Genomic DNA, 16,534 nt, shown 5'->3' with positions numbered 1-16,534 from the left:
TAGGCATGAACATTCTACGACATAGGACACTTTTCGTGAGCCTGTTTGCATTCCTGCTGATCTGTGGAAGCGGGGCACAGGCTCTTACGGAGGTGCCTCGAGTGCAGCCCCCGGCCGGGGGCTGGGTAATCGGCATGGACTTCGGAGCCGCCACCCTCTCCTTCGACCTCTTGCCGATGGAGGCAGACCTCATGGTTGGCGGGAAGCTCGGCTACCGACTTAGCAAGAGGCTCACGCTCTATGCCGCTGCCTATGAGTCGGACTTCAAAGTCCGGGGGTTTCCCGAGTTCGACAAGGTGACCTTCGGGCATGTCGATTTCGGCGCTCGCATCCGCCTGCCCTATGGAGGAAGGCGCTGGAAGCTCTACGGTGACCTGAGTTTCTCATTCTGGAGCATGACGGATATTCTTCTCGATGGAGAGCAAAGCACCACAGACATTGTAGCCGTTCCTCACAGTGATCTTGGGGGAGGAATCGAGATCAGCCTGAGCAAGTCCTGGGTTCTGGATCTTCGCTTCAAATCAGGTTTCAGCACCTTCAAGGATGCGCCCCTGGGGAATGTTCTTCAGGCAGGAAACGGGAACCACAGCCATGCTTACCGGGACATCAATGCAGAGTCATCACGATTCAGTCTTGGAATCGTCTGGTCACCCGAGTGATGCCCTGAATCCCTAGTCCTCTTCAAGGAAGGGATAGCGGTAGTCCTTTGGTGGCAGGAAGTTTTCCTTCACCGTTCTCGGACTCACCCAGCGAAGAAGGTTCAGTGCGCTTCCCGCCTTGTCATTGGTTCCACTGGCTCGCGAACCTCCGAAGGGCTGCTGGCCGACCACGGCTCCTGTGGGCTTGTCATTGATGTAGAAGTTCCCGGCCGAATGAAGCAGCGCTTCCCGTGCTTCCAGAACCGCTTGACGATTCTTCGCAAACACTGCGCCGGTCAATGCATAAGGACTGGTCGTGTCGACCAGTTCCAGAGCCTGCTTCCACTGTCCCGTCGGATAGACATAGACCGTGAGGACGGGGCCGAAGATCTCTTCTTCCATCAACTTGAAATGGGGATCCGTGGTCTCGACCAGAGTGGGCTCGATGAAGAAGCCCCTGGAATCGTCACAGCCGCCGCCGGCCAGGATTTTCGCCTTTCTCGATCGTCGGGCGTAGTCGATATAGCTACTGATATCCCGGAAGGCCGACCGGTCAATCACCGCATTGATGAAGTTCCCGAAGTCGGCGGGATCGCCCATCTGCAGTTCTCCCATTTCGCGAAGCAGTTTCTTCTTCACGCGAGGCCAGAGGTTCTTCGGAATGTAGGCCCGGCTAGCAGCAGAACATTTTTGACCCTGGTACTCAAAGGCTCCCCGAAGGAGTCCGGTAGCCAGTTCATCGGGATCCGCGCTTGAGTGGGCGATGACAAAGTCCTTGCCTCCGGTCTCTCCGACAATGCGAGGATAGGTCTTGTACTTGGCAATGTTCTCGCCGACGGTCTTCCACATTCCCTGAAACACGGCCGTCGAGCCGGTGAAGTGAATGCCCGCAAGATCCGGGTGGTCCATGACCATGGGGCCGACCAGACTTCCGGGCCCGGGGATGAAGTTGATGACACCGTCGGGAAGTCCGGCCTCCCGGAAGAGTTCCATCAGGAACCAGCCGCTGTAAACGGCACTGGATGCGGGTTTCCAGAGAGCCACGTTGCCCATAAGTGCGGGAGCACTGGGCAGGTTGCCGGCAATGCTGGTGAAATTGAAGGGCGTAACGGCAAAGACAAATCCCTCGAGCGGGCGTTGCTCCAACTGGTTCCAGATTCCCTGGGGGCTGATGGGGGGTTGCTCCGTGTAGATCGTTTCCATGTACTTCGTGTTGAAGTTCCAGAAGTCGATCAACTCACAGGCCGCATCGATTTCCGCCTGGAAGGCGTTCTTGCTCTGCGAGAGCATGGTGGCCGCATTGAGAGTCTGCCGATGGCTGCTGGCAAGCAGGTCTGCCGCGCGACGGAAGATAGCGGCTCGATCCTGCCAGGGCATCTGGCTCCAGGTCTTACAGGCTTCTCCTGCAGCGGCCACGGCAGCGGCCACTTCCTTCTTTCCGGCCAGGTGATAGCGAGCCAGAACATGGCCATGATTGTGGGGCATGACACAGTTTGCGGTCTTGCCGGTACGGATTTCCTTGCCGCCGATCACAAGAGGAATGTCGAGAGTATTCGAAGCAAGTTCAGCAAGCTTGTCCTTCAGCTCAGCTCTTTCCGGGCTTCCGGGAGCGTAGGCCAGGATCGTTTCATTGACTGCTTCGGGGAGTTTGAAGATACCGTGCGCCATCACTGCCTCCTGTGATTGAACCACCGGCAAGTATGTAAGTCGGCGGGCGGATTTCAAGCGTTTAGAATCCTGCGGTACAACTGCTTTGCGCGCCCTCGTTCGCCACAGTTTTCCACGATGGCTTGCCCGTCAGGAAAGAGGAAGATGTGAGACTCCTCGACGGGAACTTCGAGGGCCCAGGGGCCTTTGCTGGCCTTGGGGAAGCGCTGGAGAATGCTGTTGAAATCCGGGGGGCTTGAACCGGGGGCGGGGCTGATCTGGCAACTCCTGCTACAACGCGCCGAGGCATAAAGGGTGTCCGGGTCGGAGACATCCAATGCGGGTTCTCCCGCACAGGCCGGGCAGTCTCCCCGCAACTTGTCCGTGGCGAGCTTTCCCAGTTTCCCCTTCCAGACATCAAGGGTCCACATTTCAAGGCGAAGCTTCTCCTTTTGCCCGGACAGGATCTTCAACGCTTCTGTTCCACTGAGAGCCGCTGCCGCACTGACGGCAGGGTAGAGAACCCCTTCGGTATCACAGCTTCCGCCCTCCTGGGGCTGTTCCGGGAAGAGGCATCGGAGGCAGGCGCTTTCCCCCGGAAGAACGGGCATGGAAACGGCCAGTGAGCCGATAGCTGCCGTGTAGATCCAGGGAATATTGCATCTCAACGAAATCACGTTGAGCAGAAACCTGGCAGCGAAGTTGTCACTGCCATCGAGCAGGAGGTCACATCCGTCGGCGATGTCCTCCAGAACCCCGGCTCTTGCATCGAGAATATGTGCTTCCACCGTCAGATCGTGGCGGATCTCCTTCAGTCGTGTTCGGGCAGCGGGTGCTTTTGGCAAGCCGATATCCGCTTCGGTGTAGAGCGATTGCCTTCCAAGATTGGATTTTTCCACAAGGTCCCGATCCACGAGGATCAGGGTTCCGACTCCCGCCCGCACCAGGGATTCTGCGAGAGCGCTTCCCGTTGCGCCGACACCGAGAAGGAGCACGCGGGCTCTTGTGATCTTCTCTACGCCTGTTGTGCCGATAGCAGGGAACAGAGACAGTCGATTATCTGGATCGTACATGCCAGCAGTGAAGCAGAGAGAGCGGTGTCATGCAAGGGCATGAAAGAAAAACGTCTGGTACTCATGGATCTCATGTGGGATCGTTTCGTTTGGAGGCATTGAATGGAAATCCTCGAACACGCTCTGGGCCAGACCCTCATGATCAGCGCCTTTGTCCTGGCAATGATGATGCTGGTCGAGTACCTGAATGTTCGAAGTGGTGGCTGGCTTCGCGAGCGACTGCAAAAGTCCGGATGGCAGCAGTATCTACTTGCGGCCTTTCTGGGAGCCACGCCCGGTTGTCTGGGTGCTTATACGGCTGTAGCACTCTTTGCTCACAGGAGCATGAGCCTGGGAGCCCTGATCGCGGCCATGATTGCCACCAGTGGCGATGAGGCCTTTGTGCTCTTTGCCCGCATTCCGCGTGAGGCCTTGCTTTTGACGGGCTTTCTCTTCGTTCTGGGAATTGTCACCGGGGTTCTCAGCGACCGTCTCTTGGGCGGAGTCGCCCGGCGCTGGCTCTCTCCTTGCACCGAGTTGGAGATTCACGAGCATGAGGATTCCTGCGACTGCCACCCTTGGGCGGACTTTCTGTCGAACCTGCGCCGCCCGAGTTTTCCCCGCGCATTGCTTCTGCTGGGAACCGCCCTTGTCGTTCTTGGACTTCTGACCGGTTTCCTCGGTCATGGCCACGAAGGCCACTGGAGCTGGGAGCGGATCAGTTTTCTCGTAATTGCGCTTCCCATGTTCTGGATTCTGCTTTGCGTCCCCGACCATTTTCTGGAAGAGCATCTCTGGAAACATGTGATTCGCGGCCACTTCCCGGCTCTCTTTCTCTGGACTCTGGGAACTCTTCTGGCGCTGGAGTTTTTCTTTGCAGAGCCGAATCTGGCGCTATGGGCCAGTGCAAGACCCGGGCTTCTGGCGGGCTTGGCAGCACTGCTTGGCCTTGTGCCCGAGTCGGGTCCACACCTGATCTTTGTCAATGGATATGCCGAGGGTCTCTTCCCCTTTTCGGCTTTGCTCGTTTCCTCCATCGTCCAGGACGGACATGGAATGCTTCCTCTTCTGGCTGAAAGTCGGCGTGCCTTCTTTCTGGTCAAGGGGGTAAACCTGTTCGCCGGCCTTCTGGCCGGTGCGGCGCTTCTTCTGTTTGGCGGCTAGGATGCCTTCGAAACCCAGCCCACTCGGTCTTCAGGGTCCCTTCGGGCGCAGGCTCTTTCTGACCCTGTCTCTCCTGAGCCTTGCCATTGTCAGCATTGTTGGCTGGACATCCTATTCGCGTGCGCGAGTGGCATTGCGAGATGCGGCCATGACCCATGTGGAGTCTCTTGCCGCAGAGCGCGCGATTCGTCTGGATGCCTGGTTCGAAGAGAGGCTGGCCGACATCGATCAACTGGTGGTTCTGGTCGAAGAGGTGGGCGGGCATGGCGGTGCGGATGCGTTGCAGTCTCTTTTGCATCTCCACCTGGGTCGCCAGGGTGCCTACCGCCGTGCCCTGATTCTGGATGAGCAGAACCGGATCATTGTCCATGCCGGGGACAGGGAACATGTGGAGTGCCATGCGGGAGAGCTTCCGGAAGTGAAGCATTCTCTTGCCACCGGTGAAACCGTGATGGGAAAGGTGGGCGGGGATCATGAGGATCCCATGGTCCATCTGGCCGCACCCCTGAATCTCGGCAAGGGCGCGCGCGGGGTTCTTCTCACCGTCATGCATCCGGCCGAAACTCTCTGGCCCATTCTTGCCGACACCACCGGGTTGGGCCGAACGGGAGAGACTTATCTCGTTGGCGCTGACACCCTGATGCTATCTCCCTCCCGCAACATGAACCATCCTCCGGCTCTCACTCACAAGATGCCCACGGAGGGCGTGAAAGTCTGCCTGTCCGGGAAGTCCGGCTCCCTTCTCTATAAGGGACACATCGGGGGAGAGGTTCTGGGAGGATTCTGCTGGATGCCCCGGCAGGGTTGGGCACTGATGGCTGAGATTCAGGCATCGGAGGCTTTCGAGCCCCTGAAGATCCTGGCTCGGCAAACCCTGGTTTTGGCGGCCCTGGCTCTGCTGGTCGCTCTCTTTCTGAGCGCGACACTCTCGAGTCGCCTGGCTCGCCCCGTGGAGCGTCTCTCGCTTGCCAGTGAGCGTGTAGCCTCCGGCGACCTCTCTCCGCCGGATCTTCCCGGAGGCGACGATGAGCTTGGGATGCTCTGCACCCGTTTCAATGAAATGGTAGCCGATCTGGAGCGGCACAGTCGCGAGCTTCTTCAGGCCGAGCGCCTTGCGGCCGTCGGGCGTCTTGCCGCAGGAGTCGTTCACGAAATGCGCAATCCGCTTTCAGCCCTGAAGATGAATCTCTCGGCCCTGCAAAGAAGCGAGGCACTTTCTGACATGGAGCGTGAGCAATTGGCGATCGCCATCGAGCAGGGCGGCCGACTGGAGCGCATGCTTGAGGAACTTCTCGACTACAGCCGCCCCGTTCAACTGAAACTGTCGGAGTTTCCGGTGGGAAGGCTCCTGGAAAGAGCCAGAGAGTTGTCACTTGCAGAAGCCGAAAGCCGCGGTGTGAAACTGGAATTGCAGCTTGAGGAGGAGTATTCCCTTCAGGCCGATGAGGAGATTCTGCTGCGCGCACTATTGAATCTTGTGGAAAACGCCCTGCAGTTTTCACGCGAGGGGCAGAGCGTGAGGCTGATCGCAGGGCGTGGAACTCTGGAAGTGGTCGATGAAGGCAGCGGGATGAGCGATTCGGTTCTGGAGCGGGTCTTCGATCCCTTCTTTACGACGCGGGAAGGCGGAACGGGCCTTGGAATGTGCAATGTGAAGAAATTCGTGGAGGCGCATGGAGGCAAGATCCGGATCGAAAGCAGGGAAGGCAGGGGAACTCGCGTGAGCCTTCAGTTTGCACAGGAGAAATCGTGAGCCGTCAAGAACAGTACAAGGCGCTGTTCCAGTCCCTCGACCGAATGCTTGAGGGCGAAGGGGATGAGGTTGCCCTGATGGCGACGATTGCCTCTGAACTGAAGTCCCGATTCGACTTCATGGACTGGGTGGGCTTCTATCGTGTGCAATCCAGCGAACTGAAACTGGGCCCTTTTCAGGGTGCGAGTGCCTGTCTTGGTTTTTCCATCGAAGAAGGCATCTGCGGGGAATGCGCTCGCAAGAAGCAAACACTGAATGTTCCGGATGTTCGAAAGGTGGAGCATCACATTGCCTGCAGCGAGAGTACTCGCTCGGAGTTCCTCGTGCCGATTCTCGATTCTTCTGGAGAAGTAATTGCCGTTCTGGATATCGACTCGAATCAGGAGTCAGCCTTCAGCGATATCGACGAAACGGAACTTCCGAAACTGCAGCGGTATTTTGCTGCGCCTGTCGAGTCCCGCGGGAAAGTTGCTAGCGGGCTTTGGAGCAGTCTTGCGATTGTCTTGTCCGTCGGCACCCTTCTTCGCATTCCGCTTCATTTCCCCGGGGTCAGTGAGGAGTGGTTTTTCCCGATCTTCGCGCCCTTCGCATTGTTTTTGGGTCTTGCTGCATTCTCCCTGATTCGAAGAAGCGCACCCCTGTCCTTTATCCTTCGCCTGGGCGCCGGGTTTCTGATTCCCCTGCTTGCAATTCTGACGCTGTCCCGCTGGTCGGGGGGAACTTCCGCTCTTTCCTGGACCCTCATGAACCTGCATTCCGGTTTTTTCTATTGGACTCTTTTTGCCCTTGCCTGGATGGGGCCCGACTGGAGGAGGAAGGAAGCGCGAAGTTCCTTCATTCGCTTTCAGGGCGAAATGCTCATGTACCTGGCTCTACTGATGGCCGGTTCGATGACCTTCATGGGTCTGAGTTTTTCCCTCTTTCATGTGCTGGGGATCAATCTTGATCCATGGGTGGAAAACTGGATCCAGTTCTACGGACTGCCCGCGCTGCCTCTGGCCGCCTTCTATTTTGTGGAGAGGATGAGTGGACGCAAGAAGGAAATCGCTCCCTTTCTTGCCCGTCTCTTTTCCCCTCTCTTTCTTCTGTCCACTCTTGCCTTCCTTCTTACGATTCTCTTCTCGGACAGGGATCCTTTCCATCACCGTCAGTCCCTTATTGCCTTGAATTCTGTTCTGCTTTTCGTGACGGGAATCTCGGTATATTCCCTGTCAGAAAAGTCACTTCCCCGCTTTTTTGCGCTGACGATCCGGGTGCTATTGATGGTGTCTGTTTCCCTGGCCCTGGTGGCGCTGGCTGCGGTGATCTTTCGCCTTGCGAGCTGGGGAGTGAGCCCGAACCGGATTGCGGTCCTTGGTGCCAACCTGCTGTTTCTCCTGCACCTTTCCGGCATGCTGCTGTATTCCCTGCGAGGGGGCTTTGAGGCATCCTGGGCCTGGACGGCACGCCTGCTTCCTCTTTATGCAGTCTGGTCACTGCTGGTCGCCCTTCTCTTTCCCCTGATATTCTCATGAGCTGGCGCGAACTCCTTTCCCCCTGTGAGTGGTTTTGCTAGCATTTGAGTAGGAGGAGAACCAATGCCCGATATTCTCATTGTCGATGATGACCGCGCCATTCGCCGCAGTCTGGAGCTTCACCTGAAGGGTCGGGGAATGGATGTGCGCGCTGCGGTTGATTTGGCGGATGCGGAAGCACAGTGGGAAGAAGCGACACCGGATCTCGTCATCCTTGATCTCATGCTTCCCGATGGCGAAGGCCTGGACCTTCTGGAGAGAAGGGCCGGTGATTCCGCACGGGTTGTCATGATCACCGGTCATCATGACATGGAGAAGGCCGTACGGGCCATGCAACTCGGAGCCTTCGACTATGTTCACAAGCCGGTTTCGGTTGATGAAATCGACACGGTTCTCGATCGCGCCCTGAAACAGATTCGCGAGGAACAGGGTGCGGAACTCGCAGGCCTCGTGGAAAGCGAAGGAGGAAGAAGCGGGGAGATCGTTGGGAGAAGCCGGGCCATCCTGGAGCTTCACAAGGACATCGGGAGGGCCAGTCGGGGCGGAGCCAATCTGCTTTTACTCGGAGAGAGTGGTACGGGAAAGGAACTGGTAGCTCGCGCTCTTCATCGCAACCTGTCTCCCGACCATCCCTTTGTCCCTGTTAATTGCAGCGCTCTTGTGCCGACCCTGCTTGAAAGTGAACTCTTTGGTCACGAGCGCGGGGCCTTTACGGGAGCCAGCCAGCGGCGTCTCGGACGTATGGAGTTGGCCGGCGAAGGAGTGCTCTTTCTGGATGAGATTGGCGATCTCTCTGGCGATCTGCAGGTGAAGTTGCTTCGGGTTTTGCAGGAAAAGGAGTTTGAAAGAGTGGGGGGAGCGAAGCCCCTGCCTTTCCGAGCCACGCTGCTTGCGGCTACACACCGGGATCTGGAGAAGATGGTGGAAGAGGGAGAGTTTCGGGAGGATCTCTATTTCCGGCTTCGTGTCATGGAGATCCGGATTCCTTCCCTTCGCGAACGCCGCGAGGACATTCCGCTTCTGGTGGATCACTTTCTTGCACGCTACAATCGGGAACTTCATCGCAATGTGCAGAAGCTGTCCGCAGAGACTCTCGAGCAACTTCTGCAGTGGGATTGGCCGGGCAATGTAAGAGAGCTGGAGAACCGGGTGCTTGCGGGCATCATGGCCAGTAGTGGTGAAGTTCTCGAGATGGAGATTCCCGACAAGAGTCTCAAGCCCCTGCGCGGGGACTGGGAGCGCAGCTTGCGGGATCTTGAGGCCGAGCACATCGCCCGTGTCTTGGTGAAAACCGGCTGGAACCTGGGTCGCAGTTGTGAGATTCTCGGAATCAGTCGCCCTACCCTCCGCAAGAAAATCGAGGACCATGGACTGAAAGAATCTTTCAATGGCTAGAAAGATTCTTTCAACCCCTCTTTCTTCCCTGACTTGCTGGTTCGGCTTAAATTATTGTAATACATAAGGATACGATTAATCTCTCTTCGGCACGCCCCTTGCCATTCGGAAACGTTTGAACACCCCTTTCGAAAGGAATTCTCATGAACCGTCGATTCGCTCTTCTTGCGAGCCTCCTGCTTGTGATGGCTCTCTATTTCGCCTTTGGCCCCCTTCCCTCGGTTCTCGATGCCCAGGCTGCTTCCAAGAAGTCTGAAGTGCCCGCCTGTTGTGCAGACAAGAGTGCCGGGGATTGCGCCAAGCACGCCGAAGGGTGCGAGTTCTCCTGCAAGAAGCATGGAGAGAAAGCCTGGAACTGTCCGAAGCATGCAACTGCCAAGGGTGAGAACGCCGAGTTCTCCTGCCCGAAGCACGGGGCCGCCAAGGGCGATGCCGAGGCCGGCAAGCCTTCCTGTTGGAAGCACGGTGAAAAGGCCGAGGGATGGAAGCCTTCCTGCAACAAGCACGCTTCCGGTGACACGGGAGCCCGGAAAGCCTGCTGCCCCAAGAAGGCTGCCAAAGAAGCCGAGGCAAAGACCCAGGAATGATCAAGGTCACTTCACTCTCGTCGCTGCTCCTCGTGCTGGCCCTTCCGCTTTGGGCCGCACCGGGGGATGGAAGCGTCTCGCTGCAGGTATACCTGAACGAGGCATCCGGGAGAAACCCGGGCCTGGAAGCGTCCCGACTTCGTTGGGAGGCCAGTCGGGAGCAGTCGGCGATTGTGGGGGCTTTGCCTGACCCTGTGATTCGTTTTGGTATTTTCGCAAGCAGTGTGGAAACCCGTCTGGGACCCCAGCGACAGAAGCTGGGACTGTCTCAGAAAATCCCCGGATTTGGAAAACGTAGCCTGATGCGAGAGGCCTCCGAAGCTCTGGCCCTTGCCATGCAGGAGCAGTATCGCTCCGACCTGCTGGATCTTCAGTTCCGGGTTCGCAGGCATTATCTGGAGCAGGCCTTCCTTGCCAGCGCTACTGCGATTGCAAGAGACAACCTCACCCTTCTCAAAGAGCTTCATGCCGTCAGTGAGAACCGCTACCGCACGGGGAAGCTCTCTCGTGGCGACCTTCTTCTTCTGGAACTGGACATTGCCCGTGAGACCACAAGGGTGGAGGATCTTCAGGACAGCCGGCAGGCGGAAGTCGATCACCTCTACGCCTTGCTTGGAGACTCCGACCTTCTCGACCGGGTTCCAGATACCCTGATTGAGGATCATCCCCTTCCTTCTTATTCGGAAGAAATCGGGAACCACAATCCCCGGCTTCGCAAGTTGGCAATGGAAGCCCGCTACGCCGGGGTGAAAAGTGAACTGGCCCACCGTTCCGGTCTTCCCGACTTCCAGCTTTCCCTGGACTACATCCGGCTCGATGCCCTTGAGGGAAGTTCAGATCCTGAAAACGGTCGCGATCCCATGGCCATTGGCCTTGCGATGAACCTGCCGATCGCCCGGGGTAAAATCCGTGCGGAAAAGGCGGCCGCAAGAAAGCAGGAGGCCTCTTCTGAAAAGAGGCTTCGGGACGAAGAGGCCCGCACTCTGGCTCTCATTGAAGATACAAGAGCTGCCTGGAGAGAGGCCAACCGATCCTGGAAACTCCATCAGGAATCCCTGGTACCCGTGGCCGAAGAAGTGCTTCAGCTGGAAGAACAGGCCTTTCGCACCGGCAGCGTTTCGTTTCGAGACTACCTGCAGGACCGTGCCCGCCTCCTGAACCTACGGCTCGAACTGGAGAGAAGCCGCAAGGCTCGCGCTCTTCAGGGGGCAATTCTAATGAAACTCTATGGAATGGAGAAGGAAGGATGAAGAAGATCCTGATCGCATCGGCATTTCTTCTGATGGCCATGAGCCCTGCCCTGTCGGCAGAGGAATGGACCTGCTCCATGCACCCCCAGATTCGCCAGCCCGAACCGGGACTCTGCCCACTGTGTGCCATGGACCTGATTCCGGTCAGTGGCAGTTCTTCGGAACTCGGCCCGCGTCAGTTGAAGTTGTCAGAAAGAGCGGAGGCACTGGCGGAGATCCAGACGAGTCGTGTTCGCAGGGATCAGGCTGAACGGGAGCTCCAGCTTTATGGCAAGGTGGCAGTGGATGAAACCCGCCGCTCCCGAATTGCCGCTTGGACATCCGGGCGCATTGAGAAACTTCATATCGACTTCCTTGGCGCTGAGGTCCACAAGGGAGAGCCTCTGGCTGATATCTACAGCCCGGAACTGATCTCCGCACAGGAGGAGTTGTTCCAGTCTCTTCGAAGCGGCAATGCTGATGCCGCTCGCGAGAAACTTCGCCTGCTCGGACTCGACAAAAGAGAGATCGCTTCTATTGAAGAAGCAGGTCGTCCCCGCGACGCGGTGACCATTCGTGCAAATCTTGATGGTGTGGTTCTCGAGATGCCTTCCATGGAGGGTGCCTATGTCCAGACCGGAAGTCCTCTCTTTACGGTGGCCGACCTTTCGCGCGTCTGGGTGCAACTGGAAGCCTATGAAAAGGACCTCCCCTGGATTCGTGCCGGACAGGAAGTGAGCTTCCAGACGGAGTCCTGGCCGGGAGAAGTGTTCCATGGAACGGTGGCCTTCCTCGATCCAATGCTGAACGAAACAAGCCGCACGCTTCGTCTGCGGGTGGAAGCGGACAATCCTGGAGGCAAGCTCAAGCCCGGACTCTTTGTGCGCGCCCGCCTGCTGGCTCCCTTTGGAGATTCCCATAGCCTGCTGATTCCCGCATCGGCACCGCTTCTCACGGGTCGCCGTGCCGTCGTCTATGTGTCCAAGGGGCAGGGGCTTTATGAGGGCCGCGAAGTGGAACTGGGTCCCCGTGCGGGGGATCACTATGTCGTGCTCTCCGGCCTATCCGAAGGCGAGAAGGTGGTCACGCGAGGCAATTTCAAGATCGATTCTTCCCTGCAAATTCTTGCCAAGCCCTCCATGATGAGCATGGATGAAAAGCAAACCCCGGCCGCCTTTCTTCAGAGCCTCGATCCGCTCTATGAGTCCTATTTCAAGGTTGCAGAATCTTTGTCACTGGATCGGGTTCCCGATCTTTCAGAATTGAAACAGAGCCTGTCGGAAATCACGACGGACTTCCTCGGCGATCATCAGAAGAAAGAATGGGATAGCCTTTCCTCCCGACTTGAGAGTGCACTTGAGGAAATGGGCAAGACGAAAGATCTCGGCGACTCACGCAGCCGTTTCGAGCCTCTGTCCTATGCGATGATCGACCTGGCGGTAACTCTGGGTGGCAGTGGCAATGTTCCGGTCTACGAGTTCCACTGCCCCATGGCCTTCGACTGGAAGGGCAGTGACTGGTTGCAGGGTCGCGATGGTGTCGAGAACCCCTACTTCGGATCACAGATGTATCGTTGTGGCAGCAGGACCACGGTTCATGTTGAAGGAGCAAAGTAGATGGAAGGTCGCGGTCTCTACGGATCGATTCTCTCCCTTGCCCTGAAGAACCGCTTTCTGGTTTTTCTGGCTGTGCTTCTGCTCACCCTTTGGGGATTGTCCGTTTCGCCCTTTGGAAGTGGAAGTTCTCTTCTGCCCGGCAATCCGGTTCCGGTCGATGCCATTCCCGATCTTAGCGAAAACCAGCAGATCGTTTTCAGCGAGTGGCCGGGACGCAGCCCCCGCGACGTGGAAGACCAGATTTCCTATCCGCTGACAGTCTCCCTGATGGGAATGCCCGGAGTCCGCACGGTCCGCAGCTACTCGATGACCGGTTTTTCGACACTCTATGTCATCTTCGAAGAGGGCGTGGATTTCTACTGGGCGAGGAGCCGGGTTCTCGAGAAGCTGGCTAGCCTTCCCGCTGGCAGTTTACCCGAAGGAGTGTCGCCGACTCTGGGTCCGGATGCTACGGCTCTGGGCCAGATATTCTGGTACACGCTGGAGGGCCGTGATGCGGAGGGCCAGCCTGTCGGCGGCTGGGATCCCGATGAGCTGAGAAGCGTGCAGGACTATCAGGTTCGCTATGCGCTTCTTTCGGCCGATGGCGTAGCGGAAGTCGCCAGCGTGGGTGGCTATGTCCGGGAGTACCAGGTGGATGTGGACCCGGAAGCCCTGCGCGCCTGGGATGTGAGTCTCGAGGAGGTGGCCCGTGCGATTCGCCAGTCCAATCGGGACGTGGGTGCGCGAACTCTGGAGGTCAATTCTGTTGAGTACCTGGTTCGGGGACTGGGGCGAATCGACAGCCTGAACGATTTGGAACACACGGTCGTAAAGGCCCGCGAGGGAAGCCCGGTCTTGTTGAGAGATCTGGCCAGCCTCACCCTTGGTCCGGCTGGCCGCCGGGGAGTTCTGGATCGGGATGGCGTCGAGGCTGTCGGGGGTGTCGTGGTGGTTCGCTTCGGAGAGAATCCCCTCGAAGCGATTCAAAACGTGAAAGAACGGATTGCGGAAATTTCCGCCGGGCTTCCCGAAAAAAATCTCGACGATGGCCGGGTGAGCAAACTTCACATCGTGCCTTTTTACGACCGCACGCAGTTGATCGAGGAAACTCTGGGAACTTTGGAAAGTGCGCTGGAAGAAGAAGTCCTTGTGACTCTTCTCGTGGTTCTGGTGCTTCTTGCTCATTTGGGAAGCAGTCTTCTGGTGGCGGCGCTTCTGCCGCTGGCCGTTCTTATGAGTTTCATCGGCATGAAGCTCTTTGCTGTGGATGCGAACATCGTGGCGCTCTCCGGCATTGCCATCGCCATCGGAACGATGGTCGACATGGGCATTGTGGTCAGCGAAAACATCCTTCGCCGGGTGCGGGAAGCCGGGGAAAGTTCTCTGGAACTGATTCTCGATGCCAGTCGTGAAGTGGGATCCGCTGTTCTGACGGCCGTTTCGACCACCGTCATCAGTTTCCTGCCGGTTTTTGCGCTGCAGGATGCAGAAGGCAAGCTCTTTCGCCCTCTGGCTTTCACGAAGACCTTTGCCCTGCTGGCCGCCGCCATTCTTGCTCTTCTGTTTCTTCCTCCCTTCCTTTCCTTTCTCCACGGACGCGTCCGGTCCTCGAATACGACTTCTGCGATTTCCCGATATGCGAGATATCTTCTCCTGATTCTTGCGGCCGGCTTTCTTGCCGGAACCTGGCTTCCTCTGGGCGTGGAACGTGGCCTCCTCCTGAACCTCCTCTTTGTAGTGCTTCTGGTGGGCGGCATTCTCTCTCTGTTTACCGTCATTCGGAAGCGTTACAAGAGAACCCTGCGCTGGTGTCTGGATCACAAGGTGCTATTCCTTACCCTGCCCCTACTGATTCTTGCACTCGGACTGTTTTCCTGGAGAAGCCTGGGGCGGGAGTTCATGCCGCCGCTCGATGAAGGTTCCTTTCTCTATATGCCGACCACCATGCCCCACGCTTCCCTGGGGGAAACGCTGGACATTCTGCAAAAACAGGATCTCTCCATGTCCATGATCCCTGAGCTGGAGACGGTGGTGGGGAAGATCGGCCGCGCGGAAACGGCCCTCGACCCTGCGCCCCTGTCCATGGTGGAAACGGTGATCCAGTATCACCCCGAGTTCCTTCAGGATGAAAAGGGGCGGCGCCTTCGTTTTGCCCATGATCGAAAAGAGCGCGATCTCTTTCGAAATGTGGAGGGGGGCTCTCTTCTGGCGCCTGACGGGGAACCCTACACAGTGCAGGGGCGATTCAAACGAGATGAAGAGGGCCGACTGGTACCGGATCGTCGCGGGCGCCCCTTTCGCCTGTGGAGACCGGAACTGGATCCCGCTCTCAATTCGGGACGCAAGGCCTGGACGGGGATTCAGGAACCCGATGACATCTGGTCGGAGGTTCTTGTCGCTACAGAGATCCCCGGATCCACTTCTGCCCCGAAGCTTCAGCCCATCCAGACCCGCCTCGTGATGCTGCAAAGCGGAATGCGGGCGCCGCTGGGGATCAAGATCCAGGGACCGGATCTGGAAAGCATGGAGTCTTTTGCCCTTTCCGCCGAAGAGGTGCTGAGAACATCGTCCGCAGTCAATGCGGCCACGGTGAATGCGGATCGGGTGGTCGGCAAGCCCTACCTGGAGATTCATCTCCTTCGCGAAGACATGGCTCGCTATGGCTTGAGCGTTGCTCGCGTTCAGGACACGATCGAGATCGCTCTCGGCGGGCGTCCCCTGACACGCACGCTGGAAGGGCGGGAGAGCTATCCGGTTCGACTGCGCTACGCAAGGGAAAGACGGGACAGCTTCGAAGCGATTGGCGACCTGCTCGTTGACACTCCCTCCGGGGCGAGAATCCCTCTTGCACAGATTTCGGATATCCAGTACCGGCGCGGGCCGCAGGTGATCAAGAGTGAGGACGGCTTTCTGGTTTCCTATCTTCTCTTTTCCGGGCGAAAAGGTCTGAGCGAAGTGGAAGTGGTAGAAGAATGTCGCGACCTTCTGGAGTCGAAAATTGCTGACGGCAGTCTCCCGCTTCCTGCAGGCGTTCATTACCGTTTTGCCGGAACCTATGAAAACCAGTTGCGCGCTTCGGCCCGACTCAGGCTTCTGGTTCCCCTGTCCCTCGTGCTGATCTTTGCCCTGCTCTACCTGCAGTTCCGTTCGGTGGCAGTGGCACTGATGGTCTTCTCGGGAGTCGCCGTGGCCTGGTCCGGAGGCTTCCTGATGCTGGGCTTTTACGGACTCGAGTTCCTGCCGGACTTTCTCCGGGACATGCTGCACCTGCGAACAGTGAACCTGAGTGTCGCCGTCTGGGTCGGCTTTTTGGCTCTCTTCGGCATTGCCACGGACGATGGCGTTCTCATGGCCACCTATCTTCGCCAAGGCTTTCAATCAAGACAGGCCGAAAACCGGGAAGAGGTTCGCAAGCGGGTGATTGAGGGAGCCAGCCTTCGGGTTCGCCCAGCCCTGATGACCACGGCCACGACCCTGATTGCCCTGCTTCCCATCCTCAGTTCGACAGGTCGTGGCTCGGACATCATGATTCCCATGGCCATTCCCGTCTTCGGGGGAATGGTCGTGGCTCTGGCAACTCTCTTTATGGTTCCGGTTCTCTACAGCCTGCGGGAAGAGAAACGGCTGTCCCGCTAGGGCTTGCGCCGCCCTGTTTTTCCCTTGATGTTATGTGCTATAATTGTCATGCAGGGACTCCTCCGTGGCGAGACGGGCTCGTCATGGTTCCCCTCGGGCACATCCCATGGATCGCGGTTTCTTTTCCGCTTCCTTTGCTGTACCCGCACATTCCCTGCACCTAGAGGACATCATGCGGACGGCTCTGCTTCTCATCCTGCTTCCAGTCCTGGCTCTCGGGATCGCCCTTTCTCCGGAGGGGTCGAGGGTCGAGCTTGTCGACCAGAATGATCACTCCCTGCTTTTTCGCGTGGACCTTGGAGAATTGCAGGCCGAGGAAGT

At 57.7% G+C, this 16,534-nt stretch carries 11 protein-coding genes; 9 read left to right on the top strand and 2 right to left on the bottom strand.

Annotation, left to right across the window (positions count from 1 at the left end):
- The first annotated feature begins 35 nt into the window (after positions 1 to 35).
- Entirely contained in the window at positions 36 to 659 is a 624-nt protein-coding gene (locus QGH30_06595; GenBank protein MDP7022001.1) for a hypothetical protein, read from the top strand.
- 12 nt (positions 660 to 671) lie between these two features.
- On the opposite strand, the gene pruA is transcribed toward QGH30_06595, so the two are convergent.
- A complete protein-coding gene (pruA, locus tag QGH30_06590; GenBank protein MDP7022000.1) occupies positions 672 to 2,306 on the bottom strand; it encodes an L-glutamate gamma-semialdehyde dehydrogenase in 1,635 nt (544 codons plus the stop codon).
- Between the two features lie 53 nt (positions 2,307 to 2,359).
- A complete protein-coding gene (locus QGH30_06585; protein MDP7021999.1) occupies positions 2,360 to 3,358 on the bottom strand; it encodes a ThiF family adenylyltransferase in 999 nt (332 codons plus the stop codon).
- A 102-nt stretch (positions 3,359 to 3,460) separates the two neighbouring features.
- Here QGH30_06585 and QGH30_06580 point away from each other — a divergent pair, with 102 nt between their 5' ends.
- The 8 genes from QGH30_06580 (at position 3,461) to QGH30_06545 (ending at position 16,213) form a co-directional block, all read left to right on the top strand.
- The gene (locus QGH30_06580) at positions 3,461 to 4,501 is read left to right on the top strand and encodes a putative manganese transporter (protein ID MDP7021998.1); all 1,041 of its coding nucleotides are present in this window, start codon (positions 3,461 to 3,463) and stop codon (positions 4,499 to 4,501) included.
- Between the two features lies 1 nt (position 4,502).
- Entirely contained in the window at positions 4,503 to 6,254 is a 1,752-nt protein-coding gene (locus QGH30_06575; protein ID MDP7021997.1) for a sensor histidine kinase, read from the top strand.
- Positions 6,251 to 7,768 (top strand): GAF domain-containing protein, encoded by a 1,518-nt coding sequence (locus tag QGH30_06570; protein ID MDP7021996.1) that lies wholly within the window; start codon positions 6,251 to 6,253, stop codon positions 7,766 to 7,768. Before QGH30_06575 ends, QGH30_06570 begins: the two co-directional genes overlap by 4 nt.
- Positions 7,769 to 7,831: 63 nt before the next feature.
- Complete coding sequence (locus QGH30_06565; protein MDP7021995.1) at positions 7,832 to 9,163, top strand: sigma-54 dependent transcriptional regulator; 1,332 nt, start codon at positions 7,832 to 7,834, stop codon at positions 9,161 to 9,163.
- A gap of 143 nt (positions 9,164 to 9,306) precedes the next feature.
- The gene (locus tag QGH30_06560) at positions 9,307 to 9,750 is read left to right on the top strand and encodes a hypothetical protein (protein MDP7021994.1); all 444 of its coding nucleotides are present in this window, start codon (positions 9,307 to 9,309) and stop codon (positions 9,748 to 9,750) included.
- Positions 9,747 to 11,000 (top strand): TolC family protein, encoded by a 1,254-nt coding sequence (locus QGH30_06555; protein ID MDP7021993.1) that lies wholly within the window; start codon positions 9,747 to 9,749, stop codon positions 10,998 to 11,000. The genes QGH30_06560 and QGH30_06555 overlap by 4 nt, the downstream gene beginning before the upstream one ends.
- Positions 10,997 to 12,595 carry an efflux RND transporter periplasmic adaptor subunit gene (locus QGH30_06550; GenBank protein ID MDP7021992.1) on the top strand — a complete coding sequence of 533 codons (1,599 nt, stop codon included), beginning with the start codon at positions 10,997 to 10,999 and terminating at the stop codon, positions 12,593 to 12,595. Before QGH30_06555 ends, QGH30_06550 begins: the two co-directional genes overlap by 4 nt.
- Positions 12,596 to 16,213 (top strand): efflux RND transporter permease subunit, encoded by a 3,618-nt coding sequence (locus QGH30_06545; GenBank protein MDP7021991.1) that lies wholly within the window; start codon positions 12,596 to 12,598, stop codon positions 16,211 to 16,213.
- Positions 16,214 to 16,534 lie beyond the last annotated feature (321 nt).

The organism is Candidatus Krumholzibacteriia bacterium, from assembly GCA_030748535.1.
Classification (GTDB): domain Bacteria; phylum Krumholzibacteriota; class Krumholzibacteriia; order JACNKJ01; family JACNKJ01; genus JASMLU01.
Note: the sequence above shows the minus strand (reverse complement) of the source record. Positions and strands in the feature narration are given on the sequence as shown.